Consider the following 25,093-nt stretch of genomic DNA (forward strand, 5'->3'; position numbering starts at 1 on the left):
CCCTAGGCTCATGGATCGTGCTCGACCTACTGACCACCATGAACTCGAAGAACTCCCGCCGCCGAAGAGAGGTATCCGTGCCCCAGCTCACCGGGCTCGCGCGCGTCACCCTGTCGGTCCGCGACCGTGACGAAAGCGTCCGCTTCTACAAGACGGTCCTCGGATTCAAGGTACAGAACAAGCGTGACGAGGGCGGCACGCTCCGTACCGAGTGCCAGCACCCCGCCTCGGGGCTGCTGATCGCCCTCATCCAGCACCGCGACCACTTCAAGAACAGGTTCGACCGGCGCCACTGCGGCCTGGACCGGCTCACCCTGGGCGTGCGGAACCTGGGCGAGCTGGAGGCGTGGGAGGAGCGCTTCGGCGACATGGACGTGGAGCACTCCCCCGTGATGCACGGCGAGGCCGGGTCCAAGATCCTCTTCTACGACCCCGACGGCACCGAGCTGGCCCTCTACGCGCCCGCCGAGGTCGACGGCCGCGAGGACTGACCCCGGCGCGGCCAAGCGCGCCTTCGCGCGGGTGCGCTCACGGGCCCCTGTGCCCGCGCGGAGCGGTCACGCGCGGGCGGTGACGCACGGGGCGGACGCGCGCCTACTCCGCGGCGACGGTCTTCAGCCGGATGTCGCGCTCGGCCAACTCCTCCACGGCGGTACGCGGCAGCCGGTCGTCGGTGATGATGAGGTCGAACTCCTCCAGGCTGGCGACCCGGAACGTGCCGAACTTGCCGTACTTGGTGCTGTCGACGGTCAGGACGCTCTTGGAGGCGATCCGCAGCAGCGCCTGCTTGGCGACGACCTTGGCCTCCGACGGGGTCGTCGAACCGCGCTCGGCGTCCCACGAGCTGCTCGCGATGAAGGCCAGGTCCACGTTGACCTGCCGCAGGAAGTCGGCGGTGAAGCGGCCCACCGACGAGTGGTCGGAGTGCGACACCACGCCCCCGGTGTGGATCAGTTCGATCCCCGGGTACTCCATCAGGTGTCCCACGACGTTGAAGTCGCTGGTGATGACGGTCAGCCCGACCTTGTCGGTGAGCAGCGGGACCATCTGCAGGGTGGTCGTGCCGGCGTCCAGGTAGATGGTGAAGTTCTCGCGCACCAGGTCCGCCGCCGCCCTGGCGATCGCCCGCTTGGCGGGCACCTCCAGCTGTGCCTTGGCGAGGTAGGAGGGCTCGCTCTTCAGCCGCGCCGCGAGCCGCACCCCGCCGGTGACCGACAGGACCTTGCCGTCGTTCTCCAGCGCCTGGATGTCGCGCCGGACCGTCATGTGGGACACGGACAGCATCGACGTGAGCTCGTTGATGCTCAGCACGTGGCGCTCCTGGAGGAGCTTGAGGATGTGCTCTCGCCGCTGGTCCGGGATCATCGTTCGCCTCACGTTCGGGGGCCGGGCTCGGGACACCGTGCTGTCACGACGTCATGTAACAAAGTTTCCCAGTACGGCGCACCCCAGAGGTCGATCTCGCGACGTGAGTCCTCTCGCACTCATGCCGCGACGCCCTCACGACGCATGCGCCACGTCCACCGCTTCCGCCCCACAGGCCCCTCTCGTCTCACCTTGCGGGCAGTTTTTCCAGTTTGCGTCACGTGGAGCGCCCATTTTTGTCACCCTGGCACCATGACGTTGTCCATCGCGTTGCGCGGCGACACCGCACACCATCCGGGAAACACGCTCCCGGCCCTGCGCTCAGCCTTGCGTGCCGGGGCCGACCTGGTCAAGGTGGACCTCCACCTGACCGCCGACGGCTACCCCGTCCTGGCGGACGAGCGGGTCATGGGCCCGCCGGGCTCCCCGCCCCGCCGTGTGGCCGACCAGACCCTGGCCGAACTCGCAGCCGCCAGGGAGGACGTCGAGCGGCGCGTGCCGACCCTCATGGAGGTCCTGGCCGAGCACCGGGGCGAGGACGTCCCGCCGCTGCTGCTCGACGCCGGGTCGACGGAGGCCGCGCTGGCCGCCGACGCCCTGCTGCGTGAGCGCGGACTCGCCGACCAGGTGCTGTTCACCGGGACGACCGAGACGCTCACCGCACTGCGCGAGCGGTCGTCGGAGGTCCCGCTGCTGCTCGCCTGGGACCAGTCCGGGATGCCGCCCGAGGAACTGACCCGCACCCTGCGCCCCGCCTTTCTCGGAACTCACTTCACTCTGCTGACGCGTGATCTCATCGCCGAAATGCACCGTTCGGGATATCGCGTCACGGCCTGGACGGTGAACGAGTTCCCGGAGATGGCCCGCCTGATCGGAATGGGCGTCGACGCCCTGGCCACGGAACGGGTGGACGACCTGGTGTCGTTGACAACGGGACGTGAACTGGGGGACGCCGCGACCGCGGGAGCGATGTGAGAAAGCGGGAAAGCCGCACGTAGTAGGGCACGCGGGACACTCGGGCATCATGCGCCACACAACCGCCACATTCTTCGACGAGTTCTGTTGTTCTACGCGTTTCGTCGGCCGCCCAGGGTTAAGCTCGAAAAGGATTCTCCGCGAATCGACCATGCGCCGCCCTCCCCTTCACGGCGGTACCACGAGCGACGAGACACCTTCATATGACGGCCGATATCTCCCCTCACGTGCTGCGCACGACGGCTCCCGTCCTGGACTGCGCGGCGCGCCTGTTCGCCGAGCACGGCTCGCGCGGCATGCCCATGTCCGCACTGACCCACCGGATCGCCGCCGACACCGGGATCGACACCGCCTCCCTGAGGCGTGCCTTCCCCACGCGGTTCGACCTGGCGTTCGCCGTCGTGCTGCGCTCGACCCGGGAACGCGTCAACGGCCAACTGGCCGAGGACGACGTCCGCGCGTGTCCCACCGACCGGATGTCGTTCCTGGTCAGACGGCACGTGCAGACGGGCTGGGAGCACCGGTCGGCCACCGCGCTGCGTGAGGAGATCCTGCCGGTCCTGCGGGCCATCGACCCGCCCCGGCACCGGGACATCACGGCGCTGACGCGCACCTACCGCGAGCACGTCCGGGAGATCATCGTCGGCGGCGTGGCCTCCGGCGCCTTCCAGGTCCGCGACGCCGGCCGGACGGCCGACGACATCCTGGACACGCTCGACTCCGTCCTGCACTGGTACGAACCCGACGGCGGGCTCAGCCTGCCCGACCTGGCGACCGTCTACGTGGACCTGGTGATCCACCACCACCTCAAGAGCCCGCGCTGAGCCGCGGCCCCGCGCGGCCGGTTCCACCGGTACCGCCGGGGCGGGCACCCCGGCCGCAGTGCCCGCCCCGGCCCCGGTCATAGCGGCGGCGGAGTGGAGGCGAGGGCACTCGGGGTGACGCGCGTCGTCGTGGGCACGATGGCGCTCGTGACCGCGGTCCTGGTGGGGTCGCCGTCCTGACACCGCCCGGCCTCACACCCCGACGAGCTGGTGCAGGTCCACCGACTCCGCCAGGGCGCGCAGGCCCGCGTCGCCGGGGTGCAGGTGGTCGCCCGAGTCGTACTCCGGACGCATCCGGGCGGGGTCCTGCGGGTCGCGCAGCACCGCGTCGAAGTCCCAGACCCCGGCGAAGACACTGGCGGGGTCGTCGGCCTGCCCGCGCAGGTGGGTGTTGACCAGCTGGCGGGCCCGCTCCACCGCTTCCGTGCAGCGGGCCTCGCCGCCGCACGGGCCGAGCGTGGCCACGAACACCCGGACCCCGTGCTCGTCGGCCGTGTCCGCGATGGACTCCAGCCCGGCGATCACTTCACGGGGGTCGGTGCCCCAGCGCAGGTCGTTGATCCCGGCGAAGACGATGAGCGTGCCCACGCCCTCACGGGTGAACACGTCGCGCTGCGCGCGGTGGGTCATCGCGACGCCGTTGGCGTAGGTGGACACCCCAGAGCCCGGGTATCCGTCCGTCACCACGTGGTTCCCGGCCACGCCCATGTTGAGCACACCCAGGTTGGGCAGCTCGGGCTGCTCGGCCAGCCGGGCACTGAGCACGTCGGGCCACCGCGCGTGGGCGTCGCGGGTGGACCGGGTCCCGTCGGTGATGGAGTCCCCGAACGCGACCACGGCGCCGGGCCCGTCCAGGACCTCGACCCCGGCGAGGAACGGCCACTGGTCGACCCGCCCGGTGAACGGCTCCCCGCCGGCGACGAGGGTCTGGTCGCCGGTGCCGGGGGCACTGGTGAAGTTGGTGTCCACGGAGGCGTAGTGGACCGGGGCCGCCGTCACCCGGTCGGGCAGGTGGAGGGAGACCAGGACGTCGGTGTGCGGCGGGAGCAGGATCTCCACCGGATCGCTGAAGACCTGCCCGCCCGCGGGGATGACCGTCTCGGACCTGCCCCCGAAGGCGAGCGGGAGCGCCGAGCCCCGCGTGGCGGCGCCCTGCCCGCGCAGGGCCAGCGAGGCGGCACCCACCCGGACGGGACGCTCGGCGAAGGTGTTGTCCAACCGGATGCGGACGCGGTGGCCGCCGGCGGTGGAGCGCACCGCCAGCCGCAGGGTCTGGTCCTCCCAGGGGCCGACCTCCATGTACCCGGAGGTGGCCCGCGCCCAGGTCCCGGTCCAGTCCTCGCCCGCGGACCGGCCGCCGACCGAGAACACGTGCATGCGCGCCGAGTCCTCCGCCACCTCGGGCAGGACCACGTGGTCGACCTCGCGGAGCGGGTCGACCGGCACACTGCGGGCGTACAGGCGCACGGGCCCGGAGGGATCGTTCTCGATGGCGCTGGAGGAGTTGGCGTAGGGCAGGGTGAGCACGGCGTCCCCGGCCGGGCCCTCGGTCCAGTGCGGGACGCTGAGGGTGAAGTCCTGCTCGGTGCCGTCGGCGTAGACGACCGTGCCGGTGCCCAGGACGTCGTCGCCGCCGCCCCCGACCCGGGAGCCGGTCACCAGGAACCCCACCGAGCGCACACGCGTGTCCTCCAGGACGACCGGCTGGCCGTCGGCGAGCAGGTGGTCGGGGCGGCCCCGGGAGTAGGCGGGGAGCCGGAAGGGGGTCCCCAGGAGGACGACGTCGCCGCCGGGCACCCAGCCCGCCGCGGCGAGCGACCGCGCGGAGAGGCTGTTGCCCGAGCCGTCGAGGTCGGCGGAGGTGGCGGCTCCGTCGGGAGAGATCCCGGCCCGGTCGATGAAGGTGGAGAAGGCCTTGGGGACCGGACCGGACGGCCGCTCGCTCCGGGGGCGGGCGTCGACGTCGCGGAAGACGGTGCTGTTGACGACGATCAGCAGCACCACCAGCATCACGAGTGCCCCGGTGCCCCGCAGCAGATGGGTCCACATCCGCCGGCCCCGGGGCCGGGCCTGGCCGGACCTGTGCTTCCCGCTCCCGCCCACCACACGCCCTTCCCGGAGGCATCTGTCCACCGACCGATCGGACGACGCCGGATGCGCGGTGGTTGTCGAGACGTGTACCACCACGTCCCTCGACCGTCGATCAGTCTAGGGGAACCGGGTCGCCGACCCGGGTGCGTCGAGAAAAGTCCGGAGTGTCCGTCGGTCTTCTCCACCGCTATCGAGGCACGGTCCGGGCCGGGTTCACGGCTTGGGTGTCGGGGCCCGCCGTCGCCCGGGCGCAAGGGGTGGCGCCGGGGTTGGGCCCGACGGGATGCACGGCAGGAATACCGAGGCAGGCGCCCGACCGGATTCGGGGCTGGGGTGTCGGGAACGAGCCCGACCGGGTGCGCGGTTGAGGCTCTGGAGTGGGGCCGACCGGGTGCGCGGTTGAGGTGCCAGGCAGGTGCCCGACCGGGTTCAGGGTGCCCTCCATCCCAGCTTCGCCAGCGCACGGGCCCGGTCCGCCATGACCGCGGCGCGCGCGGCCCGCTCCCCGGCGTCGCTGTGCGCGGCGGCCGCGGTCGCCTGGCCGGGCCACTTGCGGTACAACAGGCCCGGTTCCGCCGTGAACCAGCCCGGGCTCACGGCGTCCAGTGCCAGGAGGAGCCCGGTGTCCTCGGAGGCGGGCAGGGCCATCCAGCCGCCCAGGGCCAGCAGCAGGTCGCGCCGGACGCACAGCGTGGCCGGGTGCACCGGCGGGAGGAAGTCCCGCTCGCGCCAGGCCGCCAGGACGGTTCCGCGAGCGATCGGGCCCTCCGGGGGACCGTCGTCCACGGCGACCGTCGATCCGTCGGGAAGCAGGTCGAGCGCGCGCGAGACGGCCCATCCGGTACCGGACTCCCGCGTGAGCGCGGCGACGTCACGGGCGAGCGCGCCGGGCGTGAGCCGGTCGTCGGCGTCGAGCACGCGCACGAACTCCCCCACGGCACGCGAGAGCGCCAGCGTGCGCGCCGTCGCCGCGCGGCCGGGGCGGCCCTGCCCGAAGGCCACGCGCGAATCGTCGGGCACGTACGGGGCCACGTCACCGGTCTCCCCGTCCTCCTGGACGACCCACTGCCAGTCCCAGCCGTCGGGCAGGCGCTGGGCGGCCAGGGAGGCATAGGCCTCGGTCAGGTACCGGGCGGCGGGGGCGTGCACGGCGGTGACGACGGTGACGGTCCTGGTCATACCCGCCATCCTGCCGTGGCCGGGCCTCGACCCGCTCTCCGGCCCGCAGGAGTGGTTCCCGGTACCCGGCCCCCGCGAGAGGATGCCGGAGACAGCCCCACCACACTGCGGGAGAGTCCCATGGAACTCATGACCGTCGCCGCCCTGCGCGAAGCCCTGGCCGACCTGCCCGACGACGCGATCGTCGTCGCCTCCGGCAGCGGCCGACCGCTGGTCGCGGTGGGGACCGATCCCGGAAGCGGACGGGTGGAGCTGACGTTCCCGGACGACCGGCTCCCGACGGTCAACATCATCGATGGCCGGTCGACCGGCACCGTCGTCCAGACGGACGCCCTCTACGGCGACATCCACCTGTGACGACCCTCAGGTCTGGGCATCCGCCAGCGAGTCCCCGCACATCCGTCGAGGCCGCGGACGGGCCATGTCATGAGCGTGGTGCGGGCGCACGTGGAGAAGGGGCAGGCGGCACGCCGCCGAGGGCGTGCCGTTCGCGCTGACTTGCAGGGCCCAGGGTGTCAAAATGGCTGTCAGAACCCGGGCACACGGGAGCCCCGGATGGACTCCGCCGCAGTTCACAGGGGGTAGGCCGGGCAGGACTCGAACCCGCGACCCAGGGATTATGAGTCCACCGACCGTGACGACGGCACACCCATCCTGACCTGTGAAGGAGCACCCAGAGTGGGATGGACTCACGATTTTTCAACATGCATTCAGCACAGACCTCCACTGCAGGCCGCCCTTCTCCCCCAGTGGTGAGGGCTGGCAGCCGGCGCTAGCAAGGAGCGCGGCCGGGGACAAAACCGTCCCGGATAGCGAGTCTCTGCCCCGGGAGATGCGCGCGCCGAGCGGAGGTGGACGCTCAGACGGACTCAGCCGTGGACTTGCTGTGGGAGGCCGCCCCGGACCTGGCTGCGGACTGAGCGTCGTCCCCTTTCCCGCGGGGCCTTGTGCGTGCCCGCTCACCAAGGCCGGACGACCGCGCCAACAGCCCTCAGGCGACGCTCTGGGGACCGTTCGCGTGTCCGCTACCGGCCATGGGCTTGGCCATGTCCTTACCCGGACCGACATGTCAAAGGGGGAGTATGAGAGGCAGACGGGGCGGACGAGTAGCCTGAGAAAGCGAGCCCTCATGCAAGCGTTCCTCGCACTTGTGGAAGTTCTCGAGCCAATCCTTCTGGTCCTCGTCGGGGCCGTCGGGACGGGGGTTGCCACTGGTCTCAATGAGCGTAGGAAGCGTCGGTACGTCCTCCAAGACGCAGCCATTGAACAGCAGCGAAGCATTCGCGCCAGCAAGCGAGAAGACTTGCAGCAGTTGCTCCATGAGCGAGGGCGCTACATCATTCTGTCAAACAGTGCGGCCCCAAGTATGGCCGATGATCACTGGCAGAACATGGTGAACCTTGCAGCCTCATCGGGCGACAAAGATGTCGTGTTAGCAGTTGAGTACTTCTTCGATGAACGGTTCGATGATGAGGGAGAGCTTCTCGATTTGGTGTCCAAGAAAATCTTGGAACTAGGATCCCCCATCAGCATACCGCGTTGGTGGCAGTGGCGTCGAAGGAGAGAGTTCGGGGTCTAGCTGGCGAAACACGCGGAAGGACGTCTTTGGGTTGGAGACACCATGAGCTCAGATAGTAATCACAGAAAACCCGAAAACAGGGGGAACGAGGACTCAACCCCAGAGACTGCATCCAGTACGACAGATTTCGAGCCCCCAGAAATCTATGCCCATCTTCTCGCACCCGCAGATAAAATGTGCTGGTGGTGTAGAACTCGACCAGCCACCACGGGCGAACACAAATACAAGCGTTCGAGCCTGACGCGCTTGATGGACGACAGGCAAATGTTGGTTTGGAGAGATGGAAAACAGCGACGCGAAATTCGCGGAAAGAGCGGAATCAAGCGAGATCGATACGGTGTAATAAAATTTCCAAAGTCGCTGTGTGCTCCGTGCAACAACGATCTGTCTCAACCCTTCGACATAGCATACGACACCTATGCGGAGCACGTCGAGACCCATATAATGAGGATAATGCCCGTGGTGGACATGGGATCGATATACGAGTCAGATTGGCAGGATAAGTCACTCGACCTGGCCCGTTACCATGCCAAACACTTCGGCTGCCGCATGGCCATGGACCGCATCCCTATACCGCAATCACTGCGTGATTTCATGAATGGCGCGCAAGACATGGACGATGGGCAAATGGTGATCATCTCCACAGATTCCGTGCACCGTGAATACGGGCGTGGGATGCACATTAGCCCCACAATGGCCATAATGGATCGCGAACGGACACGCTTCATTGGATGCGTCATGGCTTCCTACATTGGATCAATGGGCATTAGATATGAGTGGGTGGCCGATGGAATCCCATCGGACCAGAGATCTCAGTTCTTCCACTACGAGCACCCAACGATCAACTTCTTCCGAAATAATGAGGATATGATATTTCAGAAAACTCGAAAACCAGGCCGATTTGCACGTTTCGTAGAATGGATAAACAAACCCTAAACAACTCTTATGAGGATGCAGATCTCAAACGGCAGAATATCGTGATATCAATGTGCATCAGAAAAAGTCAGCGCTGTCGAGAAGGTGCCCTCTGATGACGAGCCGAAAGAATATCACTGCAGCCCTGACTTTGCTGCTGGTGCTATAGCAACAAGAAAGCCCGGGTCATGCACCCGGGCCTCTCGTGATTCGCGGTCAGAGAATGCGCCTCTGTAGACGCTTCATTCGCGCTTCGTCGGCATCATCCCAGGTGCGGTCCATCGCGCCCTTGAGGGCTTCCACCTGGTCTACGACAGGCTCGATTCCGAAGGAGCGCAGGAGCAGCATCGCGGCGTGTTCCGGCTTCGGGTCGTCCTGAGAGCGAGAAAGTCACCACGGGTAACCGTCGATGATCCCGTCACCCACCGGCTCCGTGTTCTCCTGACACCACGGGATCATCGCGTCCGCCCCCGCCTCCGAATCCCCCATGTGCTCCAACGCAATCTCCCGCAGCGCGGGCTCCGCGTCCTCCTCCAACGCCTTCGTGTTCGCCTCCATCTCCAGAATGACGATCTGCGCCTCCTCGTGCGGGGCCAGATCATCCGCCTCCCGGTAGACATCACGCATCCGAAGGTCGTTACAGATCCACTTCGCTGACTCCGGGTCAACCTCAACCTCCGGCGGCGCGGACGGCGACGCCACCGAAGCAGCCGGCGTGGACTCCTCCTCAGGGGCAGGCTCAGGCGAGGAGCATCCGGACAGCACCACGACGGCACCCAAACACACCAGCGCACGCGACACAGACATCAGGCCTCCAGCAGTAGACGGAAGCGCCGAAGCGGGCGACGCGAGAAAAACCAGTGTGTCGCCTGGGGAACCTCTATGTGGGCGTACCCGCCCGTAACGTCCGTGCGGCGCCCTACCGTCTCAGCAACCCCGAGAACAGAGGCCCCATACGAACCCCATGACCACCACCGCAGCCGCGGCAACGCTCGCTCTCACTGCCTGCTCAACCAACCCGCCAGCCGAAGAGCCCACCGACGCTGCCGCGCCCGAACGGATGGTGACGTATCCAGGGCTAGCCATTGGGGGGCTTCCCCCTGCCTGTGCTCTTCACCTTCTTAGAGAGTAAGAAGACGCAGCCTCCGCAGCCTCCGCACGACGCGCAAAACGACTCCTGGCCTGCCGATATACGGCGGAGACTGGGCAGGCAACCCAGCCTCCGCTAGCCTCCGCAGCCTCCGCGTTAGCCTCCGCTGGACCGGAACACGATGCTGGTGCGCTCTCCATCGGAGTCGTAGTGGAGCGGCACCACGATGTCCGCCGCGGGCCCGTGCTCCTGGAGGTCACTCAGCAGCACCACACCGGCTTGCAGGACCGTGTCGGTGCCCCCTCGGTAGGACCAACGCGGCATCATGCGCTGGAGCGAGTACTGACGGGTCCGCATCATGCGGGATGCCTGCGGGTTGGCGAACACGATCAAGACCGTGGGGAACCACCGGTACCGGCGCTGCCAGGCCGGGCGGGTGGACAGGTCGCCGATGAGGACGCGCCGGCCCCTGGGATGGCGGCCCGGGGCGTAGTCGGCGTAGCGCCGGTACTGGTTGACCTTCTCCACCAGGCGGTGGAGGGGCATGGTTCCCCGGTCGATCTCCAGGAAGAAGGACATGTCCCAGCGGGTGCCGCCTTCGACGTGGACGTAGTCCAGGACGGCGTCCGTGATGAGGTTGGAGTTCCGGAAGGATCTCCCGCTGCGGTAGCGGTGGGCGACCTCGGGTGTCCAGCTCAAAGGGCTCAGGGACAGGCCCTGGCCGCGTGCGTGGTCAAGGAAGGCCAGGCCCGTGTCAACGACCGCCAGTGAGTGGCGCTGCAGGGGTCCGCGGGCGCGTGCGGCGTCCATCCGGTAGGGGCGTTCCGGGACACCGCCGTGGGCATGCGCCAGCTCCGCTCCAGCCGGGGTGGTGAACCACACGCTGTCCTCACCGCGGGGGCGGAAGACCCGGTCGGCCAGACCTACAGCACGGAGTCGGTTCAACGTCTTGCGGAGGTAGTGCGGGTGTGCGGCATCCGGACGGAGGAGTCGCTGGATCTGCGAGGTGGTCATGAGCCGGTGATGGGTGAGGACCATCAGGACGGCGGACTGGATCGGGGTGAGCCGGGTGCGCTCGGGTGCTGAGCGTTGCTGTGCTGAGGGCATGTGGTCCTGTCTGTCGAGACGGCATCAACAGAGAGGTGCACTGGCACGGTGGTGAGTGTGTCTTCACCTCATCCAACTGGGACGTGTATGAGGTGAAGATGTCACGACGTCGGCAACAGGTCCGCAAGCCTGACGTGGCAGGCCATGCAGCCGAATGGCCCGGCAGAAGGGGTTCACCCGTCTGCGAGCCCTTCCAGGTGCCTTCCTGCGAGCCCTGTCGGCAAGGCCAGTGCCTTCCCCTCTCAAGAAGGGCAAGCCGATTCATGCTCAGCTTGTGACAGGTAGTAGGCGTAGCGCCGGCCTTGCCGCACTCGGCCTCGGTTGCGCACAGGGGTTGCCGAAGATCACGAACGCGCCGCGCACAGCGCACAGGCCGCTCGCTCTGGCCCCGAAGGCTGCGCTGAGTATGATGAAGGTATGAGTGAGGCGAAGAAGCGTGTAACGCTCACGTTGGACCCCGAACTCCTGGAGGTCGCCGAGGCCGCCGTGGACGCCGGCGAGGCCCGGTCGGTGTCGGCCTGGGTGAACGCAGCCCTGGCCGAGAAGAAGCGCCGCCAGGAGCGTGCGCAGCTCCTCATCGAGCAGGACCTGGTCCAAGCTCGGGAGAGCGACCCGCAGGAGTACGAGCGCGCCATGCAGTGGGCGCAGGACATCGCCGGCGGGGAAGAGGGCCAGGCCGCGTGATCGGTGGCAAGATCCTGACCGCGTCCGCACTGAACGCCTGGGCAGAAGGCTCGGTCTACATGTCCGCCCTGGTCGGCGTCGCCCAACGCCGTGTCATCCCGCTTCACGTCCCGACACTGGCACTGGCCGCCGGCTTGCACACCGTGGCGCCTGTCCGCGCGGCCGGAGTCGAGGAGCGCTTGGACGGGCCGATCTTCACCTTCGGCCACGTCGACAGGGACACGGCGGCAGCGGTCGCACGCATCGCCACCCGTTGGCAAGACGACGGCCTGACGTTGGCTGACGCCCATGCCGTCCATGAAGCGATGACCCGCTATGCCGGCTGGCCGATCGTCACGACTTCCCCTGCGCAAGAGTGGGAGCGCTACCTGCCCGACACCCCGGTCGAGACGCTTCCTTAAGTGCGGACCACGCGTCCGTGATGCTTACGGAACAAGGGGAGGTCGCGAGCTGAATCGGCTCTGAGAGCCGCTCTGCTTCATCGAGTGCGCCACAGCGGCGCCACGTAACGGTCAGGGTCGATCTCTGCCAGACGGCCGCGTAGCTCTTCGTCAGAGGCGGAAAGCCCCAGCGCTTCCGCGATCCGCCGGGAGGTCACGTAGTCGGACCCGCGTTCGGCCGCTGCCTCACTGAATCCCCTCAGCCTGTCGGCGAAGCCTTTCCTCGTGCCCTGGCGAACACCGGTGTCGGACAGCCGCCGAGCCTTGACCCGCTCGAACTCGATCTCGGAACGCCCTGTCACCGCGATGACCGCCTCTTCCGCTGCAGAGAGCGATGACGTGCCGCTCATAGCCCGTGCACACCCGCTGAGTGCGATCACGTCCTCCAACGGCAGCCACAGATAGCCAGCGCTGAGCTCCGTCAATTCGGCGTGCAGTCCCTCTCCACGTACCTCCACGGTGCCCCGGGCCCCACGGGCCGCCGCCGCGAGCATGCCAGTGGCCTCGGAGGGATGCCAGCGCAGAATCGAAGTGAACTCCCCCACATGCCGCCGCTCGATAACGCGCCACTCAGCGGCCCTCGAGTTGGCCATGACCTCGGGCTCGGACAGCTCTCCGTCTAGGCCCGGACCGAGCACACTCACGTGGACAGGCCGGTCGATCGCCGCACAAGCAGAGAGAACCAGGGCATCCGCCAGCGGGCTACGAAGTCCGGCTTCGTTTCCTCGCGCGAGGGCATCACCACCGACATCGACCACGATGACCTCATCGACTTGGAAGGCGTCGACCGCTTCGACCAGCTGCTTTCGGAGGCTGATCTCACCGCCGTGGGGGTCCAACAGGACGAGCGGACGCCCCAGGTCGCCAGAGAGCCTCGGAAGGGTGGACCCGGACGGCGAAACCGGGGAAGTCCGTGCGGTCACGAGTGCGCAGTCAGGAGTTCGCCATGTCAACCCATGGAAGGAACCTGTGCCGCGAGGACCGGGAAGGGGGTCGACCCGCAGACGCTCCCAGGCGAACGTGGCGATGACTGTTTCTTCGATGGCGAGTCCCAGGCTCCGCGCCAGAATTGCAGCTCCCAGAGCATCGCCGCCACCGCCGGCCGCCACAAGCAAAAAGGTCATCTCAAAAGACTAGCGGTGTGGTCGACTACGAGTGCCCATTTTCCACGAACCACACCGGAGCCCTGGCCCTCGTTCCGCTCCCCGAGTTCCCCTGTCAACAAGAGGAAGCTCAGACGATCCAGCGCATGCACTCAACAGGAACAACGCACCCCCCAATGGCTAGCTCGACAGGATCTGCCACATTCCCGGGGCAGCTTGGGCATGAAGCTCGTGTTCCTCAGTGAGACGCCAGAGCCCGCTGTGAACCTTCACAGCGGGCTCTACTAAAACTCAGCTCAAGTAGCTTTTAGAACGACTGCATCACCTTCGTCCGAGATGACGTAACGCCCCTCGGTATCAAGCTCGTTAAGCGCGTCCCAACGAATGACGCGATCGGCGTAACTGGCCCCCCAGCCGTTCTGTCCCACACGCCACTGCCTGCCGTCGTACCAGAGTTGGCGGTGGTCACCGACCGCTAGCGTGAGTTCGTGGGCTTCTTCAACGAAGGGATGCACTCCTGCCACTGAAGAACCGTGCACATAGTGAACGGAGATCCCCGGATCCGCTGCAACCGATTCCTCGGCAGGGTCATGGACGGTAGTGCGAATGGTGATCACTGTGCACTCCTTGAAGGTGCTTTAGTTCTGAATTCGAAGAGGGCGCCACTGTTCCGCCCAGGAATGCGCATGGTCCGCAGGTGCGCCCATCCTCGCTCCCTGTAATACTTGTGCAGCCCCTCGTTGGTTGCCCAGGCATCTAGTCGAACCGCTTCATACCCTAAGGAATAAGCCCGCTGGACCGCCCAATCCAATAGCCATCCTCCGACCCCTGACACACGCCCTGCCAGCTTACTCAGGTACAATGCGGGCACCTTTTGCTCATCGGGTGTCCAAAAATCTTGGTCGGGTCTATCGTTCAGAGAAACGGTAGCAATAAGATTCCCAACGGCGTCATGCACAACGAATGTCTCGCCCCGCTGGATCATGGGGAGCATGCGTTCCGAGTTCATCCAACCAGGATGCCACTGGCTGATACCGCGCTCCCGCAGTTGATCCGCAGCGTAGTTGAGAAGATCGACTACGCCTTCCGTGTCCTCGGGCGCCGCAGAACGAATTCTCCACTGAGTCATGCTGGCAGCTCGTAGATCAATTCGATCGTGTCGCCCGGCCATGTGTGCCGACTGACCTTTACAGGCCGATCACCTACATAGCCAATGCGGTGTTGAACCAGCACCGAAACGCCCGCTCCAATGCGGAGCTTTCGAGCTTCCTCGGGTGTCGGCGGCCGCCAACGTAGGTGGTCGCGGTAGCGCGTCTGAACGAGACCGCGCTCTGCCATCAAGGCCACAACCCCTTGTGGCACGTCGGCCGGATCGAGGATCTCGGCTACCTCTTGCACCATGTCCATCGGATAGTAGGTGTCGGCCAGGTTGCTCGGCTCACCATCCAACGTGCGCAAGCGCCGCCGCACCGCGACCGACTCTCCCTCATTGAGACCAAGGTAGCCAGCGATCTCCGCGTCAGCGTGAACGACCCCGACCTCAATCTGCTGCCCCGGGGCACGCCCGTGTTCTTGGCTGTCACTCACCCACGCATCGACCCCCGCAGCCTTCCGGTGATCGATCTGCTCACTCCTGCTGGCATGGATCGGCAGGATCCTTAGATCCCGGACTCGACGGCCCGCTCGGGTGCTCCCAGGGGTGATCAACCCTTCGGTGACGAGCTGCTCCAAGGCCCGTACTGCAGTACCTCGACTGATCTGCTGATCGCGAGCCAGATCCCGCTCCGTCGGGACCAACTCCCCAGGTGCCAGGTCACCCGACCTGATCTTCTCACGCAGCAGCTCTGCCACCTGCGCGTATAGAGGCGGCTCACGAAGCGTCATACCTGTCTCCCCTGCCCGAGCTGATCTTTGGCCTAGTCCAAACGTAGCAAACGCTTGACGCCTTGCTACCTCACATGCTTCTATTTGGACTAGGCCAAACAGTCCAACGATTTGGCCCAGGGAAATATTCCCTAGTGTTCGGTAGCGGACTCCGCTTCACCCCAGGTGAGGCGCGTGGAAGCCCGAAGCACATGAGCTTTCACAAGCCCTTGAGGCACATAGTGCGCAAGCCCTGACCCCACCCCGAGCAGACAAGGGGCGGCGATGGGAAGACGTGGTCACGGCACCCCGACAAGGGTGCGCCGCCCGGCAGAGGCCGGCGGTACGGAATGGCCGCGCATCACACGCACCCCCTGCGGGTGCCTGTCCAGCCCCACCGACCGCCAACAGGCGGCCGCCCGGGGCTGAGGCAGGGACCGCAGGGTCCACCCGGCCTCGCGCCAGCACCACCACCGCGGAAAGGACTCACACCATGCTGACACCCCCCAACGAGGACACCGTCTACTCGATCATCAAGGCCCTCGGCCGGGAGATCTGGAGTAGCAGCCCCACGCCCGCCGGCCTGCTGGTCGCCCTGTCCACCGACGGCACCTCCGTCGTCGCCGCGGCGCTGCGGAGCAGCGGCTACACCGTGACCAAGGTCGCCTCCAACACCGTGATGGTCGGCGGTGTGGACCACCTCGTGCTCCTGGAAGCACAGATCGCCGCTCTCCAGACCGAGCGCGACCGGCTGATGGCCGCCCGCCTGGAGACGGAGGCCGTCCGATGAACTGGGTGCACCGCTCCTGCATCGAGCAGATCCGCGCCCGGGAGAGCGAGGTGCGCGAGGACCAACGGGAGATGTACCGCCTGACCGGTGAGGGCATGCGGCTGCGAGCTGAGCGAGACGAGGCCGTATCCGCACGGTGGGACGCGGCCGGGGAGGCCGAGGTCCTCCGTGACCCGGTCACGGTCCTGGAGAAGGAGCTGGCCGAGCGCAGGCACGCCGACAGCGAGCCCGCCCGGCGCCGGGCCCGCGCGGCCTGGCGGACCCTGTGGCGGGTGCCGGCGATCTCGTGGCACCCCTCCGCGCAGGAGTACGAGGCCGAGCAGGCCACCCGGGCGGCCGCCGCCCAGGCCATCCTCGCGATGCCGCTCAACCTGTTCGCAGGGGAGCTGACCTACAGGGGCGGCTCCTACTACCTGGACAGCACGCCGCTGCACCTGCCCGGCCCCGACCCCTACGGCTGTGGCCCGGACAAGGAGGCGCTGCTGCAGGACCGCTACGGCCTGACCCGCGAGGAGATCAGCGCCGCGATGGACGAGGACCGCGAGCGTCGCGCCAACGCGGCCTGAACCCCCTGAGACCTACCCCATGAGATGAGCCCGCCCGGGATCGCACCCCGAGCGGGCTCCTGCACATCCACCCACCTGCAAGGAGAGATCAGATGTACGAGGACGAGCCTACCTACCGCGACCCGCTCGACACGATCGAAGACCTTCTGGCGATCCGCGAGCACAGCCCGCGGTTCTGGGACGCCGACACGGCCGAGCAGGCAACCACCGACCCCTACGACCACCCCTCCTGGGATGTCGCCGACGCCCTGGCCGAGGACGGCTGGGACGACCCGGCCGCCGCGATCGAGGTCCGCGAACTCCTGGCCGGCACCCTCACCGCCTGGCCGCTGGTGCGCGACGTCGACCAGATCCCGGTGCTCGTGTCCGTTGACGGCTCCGGGCTCTGGCCCGCCGCCGGCGACTACGGCGAGGAGGAGGTGTGGGCCGCGTGAGCGCCCTGCTGACTTGGGCTTCGAGCGTGGTCTACATCCACTGCGGCATGGAGATGCAGTGGAACACCTTCCGAGCCTGCTACGAGTGCGCCTCCCCGACCTGCGGGAGCACGCGATGACCGACCTCCAGTTCCACATCAGCAACTGCACCGCGTGCCAGCGCGGGCTGGCCTGCCTGACCCGGCAGATGATCAGCTCCCTGCGAGCCGCCCTGGCGGGGTGGTGGCAGTGATCGGACTGATCATCGCCGCCGCGATCGTCCTGGTCGTCGCGGTCCCGGTGCTCCTGATCGCCCTCACTGGCGGCCCCAGGACTCTGTTCGCCGAACACACCCTGCCCGAACCCGCCCGAACCCGACGCGCCCCGAGGAGGGCTGACCGATGACCACCACTCACCCGATCCCGTCCGGGCCGCGCACGCGGCCCCTGCTGATCGCCGCCTCCATCCCGTCCGTGCTCTCGCTGGCGTGGACGGCCTGGTCGGTGGCGGACATGATCCCTGCCCCGTGGCCGGTCGCCATGGCCGCCGGCATCGCCTTGGACGTGGCGCTGGTCGCCGCGGTGGCGATCGCGTGGGTGGCGCCCTCGATCGCTCGGGGCGCCCAGGCCGCGTCCTGGCTCATCGCCGGTGTGGCCGCGGCCGCGATCGCGATCCACTCCTGGCCGATCTCTCCGGCGCTGGCGCTGATGGCGGCCGTGCCGCTGATATCCAAGGCGCTGTGGCACCTGGCGCTGTCGGCGAAGGCCTCCGGTGAGGCCGCAGCCGCCGCAGCCGCAGCCCACGCGGCCGAGCAGGCCGCCAAGGAGCGGGCCGAGGCCGAGCGCAAGAACCGGCGCCTGTCCACGGGCCTGACCGAGGACCAGGAGGCCGAGCTGGCCGAGCTGGAGCGCCAGCGCGCCTACACCGAGGCCAAGGCGGCCAAGGCCCTGGCGTTGGCCGAGGCCCAGGCGAAAGCCGCGCAGGAGGAGCGCCTGGCCGAGATCCGCCGCCGGGCCGAGACGCAGATGGCCACGGACGAGGCCACCGCGCAGATCCACGTCAAGCGCGCTGAGCTGGCTCAGCAGATCCAGTTGGCCGCCCCGGTCTACACCGCGACCGAGATCTCCGCCGGCCCCCGGGTGCCCGACGACCCGTCCGGCCTTGACGATCTGCCGCCCGGCACGGCACCGGTAGCGGGGTTCGGGTTCTCGCAGACGCCCCCGGCGCGGGGTGTCCACCCCGCTGAGGAGCACGTGCCCAGGGTGCCCACCCCCGGTGAGGCTCCGCTCAGCGAGGGCGAGCGCAACCGTCGTGCGGTCCTGGCCGCCTACGAGCGCCTGGCGGCGGACGGCAGCGCGCCGTCGGTGTCGGCCGTGGCCACCGAGGCCGGTGTCAGCCGCCGTACGGTCAACCGCCACCTGCCCCCCGAGATGAAGTCCTGATCGCCCCACCTACTGGGCACCCCTGGGCACCCCCGCTGATCTGCGGGTGCCCAGGGGTGCCCACCACTCGCTCCGGCGGGTGCGCACGCCCTCCCGGCCCCTCGGTCGGGTGGGTGTGCGCACCGCTCCGGCGCCGCGCGAACCAGTGCCGCCCCATTTGCCGTGGGTGAGCTGGCGCCGCGCGAACCGGCCACGGTGCTGTTCGAGCACACCCCTCAGCCACGAAGGAGGTTCCGATCAGCCCAACGATCCGAAGCCGTGCCCCGCCCGTGCGGGGCCACCACGTTCACGGGCCGCCGCCCTCTTGCCCGGGCGGCGGCCCCTCCCCTGGAAGGACCCCCTGTGGCTAGCCGTTTCTACGACCCCGACGGCACCAAGTACGGCACCCCGACCTACCCGAGGAACCTCGCACCCCGCGGACTGGCGACGAAAAAGCAGCTCCGGCGGCTCGGGCTGAGGCCCGGCGGCCAGGAGCCGGTCGCACAGCTCGCCTGGCGATCGCGGTCGCGCTGCGGCGGAGCCCGCGACGGCTACCGGCTGGCCTGGCTCTACCACGTGCACCTGGCCCGGCCGGTGCGCCCGATGACCCCGGCCCGCGAACAGGCCCTGGCCCGGGCCCTGCTGGCCCGACACACCTGCCGCGACTGCGGCGAGATCCACCCCTACTGCCTGCCCACGTCCCTGGGCGGCGTCTGCCCGCCCGGGACCGGATGTGCCGCCGCCCCTGCGGTGGCGGCCTGACCTGCACACCTACGCACAGATGGGAGGGGCCGATGGTCCCGCTGAACACCACCGCTGGCCGCGCCCCGGCGCGCGGCCGCCGTCCCCAGGACGCCCCGCGTTTGTCGGCGGTGCCATCCGGCCCCGTCCCGGGCCCGGACCGGGACGCAGCCGCTGCCCCGGCCGGGCTGCCCGACGCGCTGGCCCATGCGGTCCTGGGCTCCCAGGCCCCGCCCAAGGCGGCGCCGAAGGCGCCCGCGGCCGGCACGGACCAGTCCGCCGCGCGGGCGCCGGCGCCCGCTCCCGAGCGGGACCAGGCCGCAGAGCCCACGGCCCCGAAGGACGCCCCGACCAGCACCGACACCCCGACTGAGACCAGTGAGGAGACCGCCTTGGTCGCTGTGGAGAGCCCCAGCGCCGCTGAGGCCGAACGCGCCATCAAGTGGTTGGGCGTCACGTTCCGGCCGCCGGACGTGTGGCGCGAGCGCCAGCCGAGCCTGCGTGAGGAGTGGGCGTTCGTGATGGACGGCTCGCACCTGCCCGAAGAGGGGCTGTGGCGGGCGCTGGCCCGCGGCTACGCCGCTCCCGCGATCGGGGTGATCACGGTGCTGCACTTCCTCACCTGGGTCCTGCGGTCCCCGGCCCGCCACGCCACCGCCTGGGTCGTGGCCGCGCTGATCGCCGTGTCCGCCGCTCTCATGCTCTGACCTGCACAAAACTCGTTCGAAAGGAGTCTTCACATGTTCACCGTCGGCGCGATCCTGTGCCTGGCCCTGTTCTGGTTCGTGCGCACGAAGGCGCACTGGCTCATCTCCGGGTTCTTCGCCGTCTTCGGCGGGGCCCTGTTCGCCTTCTCCTTCCTGGGAGGGTGGGCGTCCACGCTGATCCTGTGGGTCCTGGGCTTCATCCTGGGGCTGCTCCCCGAGTCCATCTCCGCTGGGTCGGTGCTCGCCGCGGTCGCGGTGTTCTTCGTGGTCATGGTCGGTATCGACGTCTGGCGCAACAAGAAGCTGGACGAGGGCGGCCAGTGGGCGGCGATCTGCCTGCCGGTCGTACTCCTGGCCGCCGGCGGGGCCGTGGGCGGGGTCGGCGGTTCCGTCGTCACCTCCCTGGCCGACGCCGGGACCGGCATCTTCGGCCCGCTGCTGGGGTGGTGAGGTCATGGAGATGCTGATCCTGGCCGCCATCGCCGCGTTCGTGGTCAAGAACGCGGCCGTGGACACGGTGGCCATGGCCACCGGCAAGACGCCGCCCTCGCACGCCTACCGGATGGCCCGCCTCAAGGAGCAGGCCGCCTCTGAGCGCCGCCGCCTGGCCGCCGACCCCGACAACCGGGGCGGCCTGAAGATGGTGGCCCGGCACTGGTACCTGGATGCGTGCGAGGACGTCGACCACTGGCGGGCGCACCGGCACCAGACCAAGCCCGAGCGCAAGGCCGCACGTCAGCGCAGGCGCGCTGAGCGAGCGCGGGTGATCCGGGAGTGGGCTGAGCGGCACGTCCCCGACGTCGGCGACGAAGACGCCGACGGGATCGTCGACGCCGAGATCATCGACGAGACCGACGAGTTCACCCCGCCCGGCACCGAGGAGCCGCGGCCGCGCCCCGAGCGCCGCCGCTGGCGGCGCACCACCACCGAAGAGGTGTACGAGGAGGAGGCCGACCGCCCGGCCCCGGGCAGCGACGTCGTTCTCCTGAACCCCGATGAGCAGACCGAGAAGGCGCCGCTGCCGCACCGGCGGCTGGTGCTGATGACCATGCTCGCGTCGGCGGGATATGCCCCCGACACCGAGGCGATCGGGCGGATGACCTCCGAAGAGGTCGACGGCGCGATCGCGGCCCTGATCGCGCACGAGCGCGCCACCCGCACCGCCTCCCACTGACCCGTCCCCGATCCCCGGGTCCGGACCACGCCGGTCCGGCCCCTTGACCGTCACACCGAGAGGAACTCCATGAGCACGCAGATCGGCAACGGCAACACCCTGGCGACCAACGGCAACTCCTCGCTGCGCTACAGCGACGCCTCCGGCCTGGATGCCCACGCCCAGACCATCACCGGCATCGGCTCCCTGGTCAAGCAGGGCAACCAGATGCTGGAGATCGTCGAAGGCCAGATGCGGGCCGCCGACATGGGCACCGAGGTCACCTCCGAGCTCGCGACGCTGCGGGACCTGGGCAGCGCCTACATCGCTCAGGCCATCCGGGCCCGGGCCAAGCTCGAAGAGGTCAACCGGCACGTGCAGGAGGCCTATGAGGCCAGCCGCGGCCAGGCCGCTGACAAGGGCTACCAGCTCGGTGGCCGGTAGCCGCTGACGCCGGACGCCGTTCCACGGGCCGCTCCCGCGTGCGGGGGCGGCCCCCTTCATGCCCGTTTTCGGTGACCGAACGTGATGAGGCATCGGTGAGACGTTCTCTCACGATGTCTCATGACGTTTGTCCCCGACTGCGAACTATCTACCGATTTTCGGTGAGGCAAACCCTCGCCTCAGGCCCTGATCCAGGGCTCTGCGGCGGGGGTGAGGCAACGAGACATCCCGCCCCCGCCTCGGGTGCGGGCACGCACAGTAACTGATCTGGAAGGAGCCCGTCGTGGCCAAGAAGTCGAAGAAGACCCCGCCCACGGCCGCCCCGGTCGCGCCCGCCCTGCCGCCCGAGGTGCTGGCCGCCCTCAGGCAGCAGCCCGCGCACCAGGAGCCGCGCACCTTCAAGAGTGAGGGCGTGGGCGCCATCATCGCGGCCGGATGGAAGGCCGCCTTCAAGCCGGGCGAGCACTCGCTGCGGGTCCACATGGCGGCGCAGTTCTACCCGTGGAAGGTCGGCGGCCTCGTGCTGGCCGCCGGGGTCGTCGCCGCCCGCGCGGCCGCGGTCTCGGGCACGCACGCCCTGGTGCTCGCTCTGGCCACCGGCGCCGGCACGTGGGCGGCGCTGCGGATCCTGCGCACCGTCAAGGCCCGCAAGCACCGCGCGACGAAGCTCGCCTCGGAGTGGGCCGAGGTCGACCCGGCGCACGCCCGGGTGTGCGCGGCCGCGGCCGGGGTGTGGCTGCTGGCCGTCATCCTCATCCAGCCGTCCACGCTCACCGCCTGGTGGTGGTCGGGCCTGGTCGGCCTCCTGGCGCTGCTCGCCCTGGGGTCGCGGTTCTGGGCCCACCACCGGGTGCCCCGGGTCCTGGCGGCCGTGGACGAGGCGGTCGCACCGCCCCCGCCGCCGGGGGAGCACGTGGTGGCCCGCAAGTGGCGCACCCGCGTGGCCAACGGCTCCGGGGCGCTGCCCGGCACCAAGCTCACGCACCTGGTGGACGAGTCCTACGGGGTGCGCGGGCGCCTGCACTTGGTCCCCGGGCGCCAGACCATCACCTCGGTGCGCGCGGCGCAGGGCTACATCGCCACCGCCCTGGGGGTCTCGGAGGCCGACATCCTCATCGAGCAGGTCGAGCCGACCGAGGACGACCCCAAGCCCGACAGCTCGATCCTGGATGTCAAGGTCGTCACCGTCGGGATGCTCACCCAGAAGGTCCCGCTGGAGGGCGACCGCCTGGTCGTGGACGGCGACGACGTCTCGATCCGGATAGGCCCCTACGCCGACGGCGACGGCGAAGCCCTCTGGCGGCTCTACACCAGCGACAGCATCTGGGGCGGGTTCGTGGCCGGGTCCACCGGCTCCGGCAAGTCCGGGCTGATCGACGCCCTGGCGCTGGGCATCTGGCAGACGCAGAACACGATCGTCATCTACCTGGACCCGAAGAACGGCGGCAGCTCGCCGCGGATCTTCGACCGGGCGCACTGGTCGGTGGGCAAGGACCCCGGCACGTGGGACGCCATTTTGGACGGGCTCATCGAGGTGATCGAGGCCCGCGGCCTGGAGAACAGCGCCAGGTTGAAGGTCTCCGGGTTCACCCCGAGCCGGGAGCGGCCGGGGATCGTGGTGATCGTGGACGAGTGCCACGTCGTCATCAACGCACAGAACGCCGAGAAGTGGGGGCGGGTCGGCCGCGAGGGCCGCGCCGCCGGTGTCCAGGCCGTCTACGCCTCGCAGATCTACGGGCTGCAGACCTTCGGCGGCGACGACGCGGTCCGCTCCAGCGCGACCGCCGGCAACACCGTGGCGCTGCGGGTCTCGCGGAACCAGTCGACGATGATCGCCGACATCCCGCTCGATCCGTCCACGCTGCCCAAGATCACCGGCGTCGGGCTGGTGGACAGCGGCCGCGAGGCACCCTTCAAGGCGGCGTGGGCTCCCAGCGAGACCACCGCCGCGCAGATGGACGCCGCGCTCGAACACGCCCCCACCGAGCTGGACCCGCTCGCGGCGGGCGCCTTCGACGCCGGGACCAACGGCCTCTACAGCCGCCGCTACGAGATCGCTGAGCAGCAGGTCGCCAACGCCGAGGAGCGGCTGCGGGCCTATGAGGCCGGGCGGGTGCCGACCACTCGCGAGGCCGGGGACACCGAGATGGCGCTGCCCAACATCACCGGACCGACGCTGTTCGAGATCCCCGACATCGACCCGGCACTGCTCACCGACACCGACCTCGGTCTCGGGATCCTCGCGGCCGCCAACCGCGACCCCCACGAGGAGCTGCTGGCCCGCTGGTCCGGAGCCGCCAAATGCGTGCTCCAGGTGCTCATCGAGCACGGGTCGTTGCGCCGGGGCGAGATCGAGCAGCAGGTGATGGAGGCCGAGCAGTGCTCTCGGGCCACCGTGTCGCGGGCCATGGAGGACCTGGCCGAGGCCGAGGTCATCGAGCCGCTGCCCAAGCGCAAGGGCTGGCAGCTCGCCGCCTGAGCACACACCGTCACCGAACAAGCGGGTGAGACGTCCTCGCCGATGTCTCACCCGCTTCGTGTCCCGATACGAAGAATCAACCGTTTCTAAGGCGAGACAAACCCCGCTGGCGCCCGGGAAACCCGGGTTCCGGCCCCGAACCGAGACACCGAGACATCCCGCCCCGTCCCCGGGGCGGAGTCACCCACTGCGAGGAGAACACCGTGATCCGAACGTTCACCAAGCGGCGCATCAGCGCGGCTGAGGTGGCCCAACGCCCCGAGTGGCGGCGGGCCCTGTACGACCAGGGCGCGCTCACCGACCCGGACCGCCAGTCGGCGCGCCAGCACCTGACCGGCATCGGTCTGCGGCGCACCGCCCACATCCGGCGAGAGGACGACCAGTGACCACCTCCGACACCATCACCCGACCTGCCCAGTGGATGTCGACCGGCGACGGCGGCGCCCAAGCCGTGCACGACCTCGTCCTGGCCTACGACCCCACCCGCCCCTTCGCGGCGGAGCTGCGCTTCGTCCTGGATGCCGGCGACCCCGACGCCGTGCTGGTGTGGGAGGTGGCCCGCGACCTGCTCGCCCAAGGGAGCGCCTCGTGGGCCGGGGACGGCGACGTGCGCGTGCGGGTGTGGACGCCCCTGCCGGCCCTGTGCGTCATCGAGCTGCTCGACGGCATCACCGGCCGATGGGGGCACTTCCTGGCCCGCCGGGTCGAGCTGACCGACTTCCTGCAGGAGACCTACCAGCTGGTGCCCGAGGGCACCGAGCACGTCGACATCGACGCGGCCGTGGCCGCTCTGCTGACCGGAGGTGGGAGCTGATGGGCGTTCCGCGCTTCCGTGCCCGTCGCCGCGGCATCGACGCGGCCCCCGCCCCGCCGGCCTGGGCCGCCCAGGCCCTGTGCGCCCGCGTGGGCACCCCCGCCGACTGGCACCCCGACGAGTCCGACCAGGAGGCCATCGAGGCCGCGGTCTCCGTGTGCGGGCGCTGCCCGGTCCGTACCGACTGCCTGGACTTCGCCTTGGATCACCCGCCGACCAGCCAGGTCGGTATCTGGGGCGGCCTGACCGCCGACGAGCGGATCCGAGTACGCCGCAGGCGGATGCGCGCCACCCGAGCCGCCTGAGAACCACACACACCACGAAGGGCACCCGCCGCGGCTTAGACGGCG

General features: G+C 69.0%; 33 protein-coding genes. 23 read left to right on the plus strand and 10 right to left on the minus strand.

Annotation, left to right across the window (positions count from 1 at the left end; all coding sequences use genetic code 11):
- Positions 1-38: 38 nt before the first annotated feature.
- The gene (locus ADL05_RS07950) at positions 39-491 is read left to right on the plus strand and encodes a VOC family protein (protein WP_053616287.1); all 453 of its coding nucleotides are present in this window, start codon (positions 39-41) and stop codon (positions 489-491) included.
- A gap of 103 nt (positions 492-594) precedes the next feature.
- Here the strand turns inward: ADL05_RS07950 and ADL05_RS07955 are convergent, their stop codons facing one another.
- A complete protein-coding gene (locus tag ADL05_RS07955; protein WP_053616226.1) occupies positions 595-1,365 on the minus strand; it encodes a DeoR/GlpR family DNA-binding transcription regulator in 771 nt (256 codons plus the stop codon).
- Between the two features lie 252 nt (positions 1,366-1,617).
- Here ADL05_RS07955 and ADL05_RS07960 point away from each other — a divergent pair, with 252 nt between their 5' ends.
- On the plus strand, positions 1,618-2,340 hold the full coding sequence (locus ADL05_RS07960; protein WP_053616227.1) for a glycerophosphodiester phosphodiesterase: 723 nt from the start codon (positions 1,618-1,620) through the stop codon (positions 2,338-2,340).
- Positions 2,341-2,543: 203 nt separating this feature from the next.
- Complete coding sequence (locus ADL05_RS07965; RefSeq protein WP_053616228.1) at positions 2,544-3,164, plus strand: TetR/AcrR family transcriptional regulator; 621 nt, start codon at positions 2,544-2,546, stop codon at positions 3,162-3,164.
- Between the two features lie 192 nt (positions 3,165-3,356).
- Here ADL05_RS07965 and ADL05_RS07970 read toward each other — a convergent pair whose 3' ends face one another.
- Together ADL05_RS07970 and ADL05_RS07975 are read right to left on the minus strand one after the other, a co-directional pair.
- Positions 3,357-5,213, minus strand: a complete 1,857-nt coding sequence (locus ADL05_RS07970) for a GDSL-type esterase/lipase family protein (RefSeq protein WP_053616288.1) — start codon at positions 5,211-5,213, stop codon at positions 3,357-3,359.
- Positions 5,214-5,684: 471 nt separating this feature from the next.
- The gene (locus tag ADL05_RS07975; RefSeq protein ID WP_053616229.1) at positions 5,685-6,434 is read right to left on the minus strand and encodes a glycosyltransferase family 2 protein; all 750 of its coding nucleotides are present in this window, start codon (positions 6,432-6,434) and stop codon (positions 5,685-5,687) included.
- A 120-nt stretch (positions 6,435-6,554) separates the two neighbouring features.
- On the opposite strand from ADL05_RS07975, the gene ADL05_RS07980 reads away from it, so the two are divergent.
- The 3 genes from ADL05_RS07980 (at position 6,555) to ADL05_RS31675 (ending at position 8,949) form a co-directional block, all read left to right on the plus strand.
- Positions 6,555-6,791 carry a hypothetical protein gene (locus tag ADL05_RS07980; protein WP_053616230.1) on the plus strand — a complete coding sequence of 79 codons (237 nt, stop codon included), beginning with the start codon at positions 6,555-6,557 and terminating at the stop codon, positions 6,789-6,791.
- Positions 6,792-7,452: 661 nt separating this feature from the next.
- Positions 7,453-8,013, plus strand: coding sequence for a hypothetical protein (locus ADL05_RS07985; RefSeq protein WP_156365761.1), 561 nt, complete (start codon positions 7,453-7,455; stop codon positions 8,011-8,013).
- Positions 8,014-8,466: 453 nt separating this feature from the next.
- Positions 8,467-8,949, plus strand: a complete 483-nt coding sequence (locus ADL05_RS31675) for a hypothetical protein (protein WP_231640658.1) — start codon at positions 8,467-8,469, stop codon at positions 8,947-8,949.
- 195 nt (positions 8,950-9,144) lie between these two features.
- On the opposite strand, the gene ADL05_RS32115 is transcribed toward ADL05_RS31675, so the two are convergent.
- The 3 genes from ADL05_RS32115 to ADL05_RS07995 all read right to left on the minus strand — a co-directional run bounded on the left by ADL05_RS32115 (position 9,145) and on the right by ADL05_RS07995 (position 11,125).
- Positions 9,145-9,276 carry a hypothetical protein gene (locus tag ADL05_RS32115; protein WP_255351837.1) on the minus strand — a complete coding sequence of 44 codons (132 nt, stop codon included), beginning with the start codon at positions 9,274-9,276 and terminating at the stop codon, positions 9,145-9,147.
- A gap of 42 nt (positions 9,277-9,318) precedes the next feature.
- Positions 9,319-9,696 (minus strand): hypothetical protein, encoded by a 378-nt coding sequence (locus ADL05_RS31680; protein WP_231640659.1) that lies wholly within the window; start codon positions 9,694-9,696, stop codon positions 9,319-9,321.
- A gap of 478 nt (positions 9,697-10,174) precedes the next feature.
- Entirely contained in the window at positions 10,175-11,125 is a 951-nt protein-coding gene (locus ADL05_RS07995) for a replication-relaxation family protein (protein WP_053616233.1), read from the minus strand.
- A 417-nt stretch (positions 11,126-11,542) separates the two neighbouring features.
- Here ADL05_RS07995 and ADL05_RS08000 point away from each other — a divergent pair, with 417 nt between their 5' ends.
- Both ADL05_RS08000 and ADL05_RS08005 read left to right on the plus strand, forming a co-directional pair.
- Positions 11,543-11,809 (plus strand): hypothetical protein, encoded by a 267-nt coding sequence (locus tag ADL05_RS08000; protein ID WP_053616234.1) that lies wholly within the window; start codon positions 11,543-11,545, stop codon positions 11,807-11,809.
- Entirely contained in the window at positions 11,806-12,210 is a 405-nt protein-coding gene (locus tag ADL05_RS08005) for a hypothetical protein (RefSeq protein ID WP_053616235.1), read from the plus strand. Before ADL05_RS08000 ends, ADL05_RS08005 begins: the two co-directional genes overlap by 4 nt.
- 77 nt (positions 12,211-12,287) lie before the next feature.
- Here the strand turns inward: ADL05_RS08005 and ADL05_RS08010 are convergent, their stop codons facing one another.
- From ADL05_RS08010 to ADL05_RS08015, 4 genes are all read right to left on the minus strand, one after another.
- Complete coding sequence (locus ADL05_RS08010; protein WP_082376195.1) at positions 12,288-13,373, minus strand: DUF1152 domain-containing protein; 1,086 nt, start codon at positions 13,371-13,373, stop codon at positions 12,288-12,290.
- A 275-nt stretch (positions 13,374-13,648) separates the two neighbouring features.
- The gene (locus ADL05_RS30390; protein ID WP_156365762.1) at positions 13,649-13,969 is read right to left on the minus strand and encodes a hypothetical protein; all 321 of its coding nucleotides are present in this window, start codon (positions 13,967-13,969) and stop codon (positions 13,649-13,651) included.
- Positions 13,966-14,523, minus strand: coding sequence for a GNAT family N-acetyltransferase (locus tag ADL05_RS32390; protein WP_082376196.1), 558 nt, complete (start codon positions 14,521-14,523; stop codon positions 13,966-13,968). The genes ADL05_RS30390 and ADL05_RS32390 overlap by 4 nt, the downstream gene beginning before the upstream one ends.
- Entirely contained in the window at positions 14,478-15,236 is a 759-nt protein-coding gene (locus ADL05_RS08015) for a GntR family transcriptional regulator (RefSeq protein WP_053616237.1), read from the minus strand. The genes ADL05_RS32390 and ADL05_RS08015 overlap by 46 nt, the downstream gene beginning before the upstream one ends.
- A 472-nt stretch (positions 15,237-15,708) precedes the next feature.
- On the opposite strand from ADL05_RS08015, the gene ADL05_RS08020 reads away from it, so the two are divergent.
- The 15 genes from ADL05_RS08020 to ADL05_RS08080 all read left to right on the plus strand — a co-directional run bounded on the left by ADL05_RS08020 (position 15,709) and on the right by ADL05_RS08080 (position 25,048).
- Entirely contained in the window at positions 15,709-16,005 is a 297-nt protein-coding gene (locus tag ADL05_RS08020; protein WP_053616238.1) for a hypothetical protein, read from the plus strand.
- Positions 16,002-16,571, plus strand: coding sequence for a hypothetical protein (locus ADL05_RS08025; protein WP_053616239.1), 570 nt, complete (start codon positions 16,002-16,004; stop codon positions 16,569-16,571). Before ADL05_RS08020 ends, ADL05_RS08025 begins: the two co-directional genes overlap by 4 nt.
- A gap of 92 nt (positions 16,572-16,663) precedes the next feature.
- Positions 16,664-17,005 (plus strand): hypothetical protein, encoded by a 342-nt coding sequence (locus ADL05_RS08030; RefSeq protein WP_053616240.1) that lies wholly within the window; start codon positions 16,664-16,666, stop codon positions 17,003-17,005.
- Between the two features lie 58 nt (positions 17,006-17,063).
- Entirely contained in the window at positions 17,064-17,237 is a 174-nt protein-coding gene (locus ADL05_RS30395; protein WP_156365763.1) for a hypothetical protein, read from the plus strand.
- Positions 17,234-17,389, plus strand: a complete 156-nt coding sequence (locus tag ADL05_RS31035) for a hypothetical protein (RefSeq protein WP_197285724.1) — start codon at positions 17,234-17,236, stop codon at positions 17,387-17,389. The genes ADL05_RS30395 and ADL05_RS31035 overlap by 4 nt, the downstream gene beginning before the upstream one ends.
- A complete protein-coding gene (locus ADL05_RS08035) occupies positions 17,386-18,426 on the plus strand; it encodes a hypothetical protein (protein WP_053616241.1) in 1,041 nt (346 codons plus the stop codon). The genes ADL05_RS31035 and ADL05_RS08035 overlap by 4 nt, the downstream gene beginning before the upstream one ends.
- A 342-nt stretch (positions 18,427-18,768) precedes the next feature.
- The gene (locus ADL05_RS08040) at positions 18,769-19,167 is read left to right on the plus strand and encodes an RRQRL motif-containing zinc-binding protein (RefSeq protein ID WP_197285725.1); all 399 of its coding nucleotides are present in this window, start codon (positions 18,769-18,771) and stop codon (positions 19,165-19,167) included.
- Positions 19,168-19,199: 32 nt separating this feature from the next.
- A complete protein-coding gene (locus ADL05_RS08045) occupies positions 19,200-19,853 on the plus strand; it encodes a hypothetical protein (RefSeq protein ID WP_053616242.1) in 654 nt (217 codons plus the stop codon).
- 33 nt (positions 19,854-19,886) lie between these two features.
- A complete protein-coding gene (locus ADL05_RS08050; RefSeq protein WP_053616243.1) occupies positions 19,887-20,303 on the plus strand; it encodes a hypothetical protein in 417 nt (138 codons plus the stop codon).
- Positions 20,304-20,307: 4 nt separating this feature from the next.
- On the plus strand, positions 20,308-21,027 hold the full coding sequence (locus tag ADL05_RS08055) for a hypothetical protein (RefSeq protein ID WP_053616244.1): 720 nt from the start codon (positions 20,308-20,310) through the stop codon (positions 21,025-21,027).
- A 69-nt stretch (positions 21,028-21,096) separates the two neighbouring features.
- Positions 21,097-21,450, plus strand: coding sequence for a hypothetical protein (locus ADL05_RS08060; protein ID WP_053616245.1), 354 nt, complete (start codon positions 21,097-21,099; stop codon positions 21,448-21,450).
- Between the two features lie 283 nt (positions 21,451-21,733).
- Positions 21,734-23,929, plus strand: a complete 2,196-nt coding sequence (locus ADL05_RS08065) for a hypothetical protein (protein WP_053616246.1) — start codon at positions 21,734-21,736, stop codon at positions 23,927-23,929.
- Between the two features lie 203 nt (positions 23,930-24,132).
- Positions 24,133-24,315 (plus strand): hypothetical protein, encoded by a 183-nt coding sequence (locus tag ADL05_RS08070; protein ID WP_053616247.1) that lies wholly within the window; start codon positions 24,133-24,135, stop codon positions 24,313-24,315.
- A complete protein-coding gene (locus ADL05_RS08075; protein ID WP_053616248.1) occupies positions 24,312-24,743 on the plus strand; it encodes an SsgA family sporulation/cell division regulator in 432 nt (143 codons plus the stop codon). The genes ADL05_RS08070 and ADL05_RS08075 overlap by 4 nt, the downstream gene beginning before the upstream one ends.
- Complete coding sequence (locus ADL05_RS08080; RefSeq protein ID WP_053616249.1) at positions 24,743-25,048, plus strand: WhiB family transcriptional regulator; 306 nt, start codon at positions 24,743-24,745, stop codon at positions 25,046-25,048. The genes ADL05_RS08075 and ADL05_RS08080 overlap by 1 nt, the downstream gene beginning before the upstream one ends.
- The last annotated feature ends 45 nt before the right edge of the window (positions 25,049-25,093 follow it).

It is taken from the genome of Nocardiopsis sp. NRRL B-16309, assembly GCF_001279585.1.
Lineage (GTDB): Bacteria > Actinomycetota > Actinomycetes > Streptosporangiales > Streptosporangiaceae > Nocardiopsis.

Bases quoted from the DNA above. Each gene is read 5' to 3' on its own strand.
- ADL05_RS07995 (WP_053616233.1), bottom strand. From the start codon at position 11,125: ATGCCCTCAGCACAGCAACGCTCAGCACCCGAGCGCACCCGGCTCACC.
- ADL05_RS08000 (WP_053616234.1), top strand. From the start codon at position 11,543: ATGAGTGAGGCGAAGAAGCGTGTAACGCTCACGTTGGACCCCGAACTC.
- ADL05_RS08045 (WP_053616242.1), top strand. From the start codon at position 19,200: ATGGTCCCGCTGAACACCACCGCTGGCCGCGCCCCGGCGCGCGGCCGC.
- ADL05_RS08030 (WP_053616240.1), top strand. From the start codon at position 16,664: ATGTACGAGGACGAGCCTACCTACCGCGACCCGCTCGACACGATCGAA.
- ADL05_RS07970 (WP_053616288.1), bottom strand. From the start codon at position 5,213: ATGTGGACCCATCTGCTGCGGGGCACCGGGGCACTCGTGATGCTGGTG.
- ADL05_RS08080 (WP_053616249.1), top strand. From the start codon at position 24,743: ATGGGCGTTCCGCGCTTCCGTGCCCGTCGCCGCGGCATCGACGCGGCC.
- ADL05_RS08020 (WP_053616238.1), top strand. From the start codon at position 15,709: ATGCTGACACCCCCCAACGAGGACACCGTCTACTCGATCATCAAGGCC.
- ADL05_RS31675 (WP_231640658.1), top strand. From the start codon at position 8,467: ATGCCCGTGGTGGACATGGGATCGATATACGAGTCAGATTGGCAGGAT.
- ADL05_RS32115 (WP_255351837.1), bottom strand. From the start codon at position 9,276: ATGCTGCTCCTGCGCTCCTTCGGAATCGAGCCTGTCGTAGACCAGGTG.
- ADL05_RS07955 (WP_053616226.1), bottom strand. From the start codon at position 1,365: ATGATCCCGGACCAGCGGCGAGAGCACATCCTCAAGCTCCTCCAGGAG.
- ADL05_RS08035 (WP_053616241.1), top strand. From the start codon at position 17,386: ATGACCACCACTCACCCGATCCCGTCCGGGCCGCGCACGCGGCCCCTG.
- ADL05_RS07950 (WP_053616287.1), top strand. From the start codon at position 39: ATGAACTCGAAGAACTCCCGCCGCCGAAGAGAGGTATCCGTGCCCCAG.
- ADL05_RS32390 (WP_082376196.1), bottom strand. From the start codon at position 14,523: ATGGCCGGGCGACACGATCGAATTGATCTACGAGCTGCCAGCATGACT.
- ADL05_RS08050 (WP_053616243.1), top strand. From the start codon at position 19,887: ATGTTCACCGTCGGCGCGATCCTGTGCCTGGCCCTGTTCTGGTTCGTG.
- ADL05_RS07980 (WP_053616230.1), top strand. From the start codon at position 6,555: ATGGAACTCATGACCGTCGCCGCCCTGCGCGAAGCCCTGGCCGACCTG.
- ADL05_RS08060 (WP_053616245.1), top strand. From the start codon at position 21,097: ATGAGCACGCAGATCGGCAACGGCAACACCCTGGCGACCAACGGCAAC.
- ADL05_RS07960 (WP_053616227.1), top strand. From the start codon at position 1,618: ATGACGTTGTCCATCGCGTTGCGCGGCGACACCGCACACCATCCGGGA.
- ADL05_RS08025 (WP_053616239.1), top strand. From the start codon at position 16,002: ATGAACTGGGTGCACCGCTCCTGCATCGAGCAGATCCGCGCCCGGGAG.
- ADL05_RS07975 (WP_053616229.1), bottom strand. From the start codon at position 6,434: ATGACCAGGACCGTCACCGTCGTCACCGCCGTGCACGCCCCCGCCGCC.
- ADL05_RS08015 (WP_053616237.1), bottom strand. From the start codon at position 15,236: ATGACGCTTCGTGAGCCGCCTCTATACGCGCAGGTGGCAGAGCTGCTG.
- ADL05_RS08010 (WP_082376195.1), bottom strand. From the start codon at position 13,373: ATGACCTTTTTGCTTGTGGCGGCCGGCGGTGGCGGCGATGCTCTGGGA.
- ADL05_RS07965 (WP_053616228.1), top strand. From the start codon at position 2,544: ATGACGGCCGATATCTCCCCTCACGTGCTGCGCACGACGGCTCCCGTC.
- ADL05_RS08055 (WP_053616244.1), top strand. From the start codon at position 20,308: ATGGAGATGCTGATCCTGGCCGCCATCGCCGCGTTCGTGGTCAAGAAC.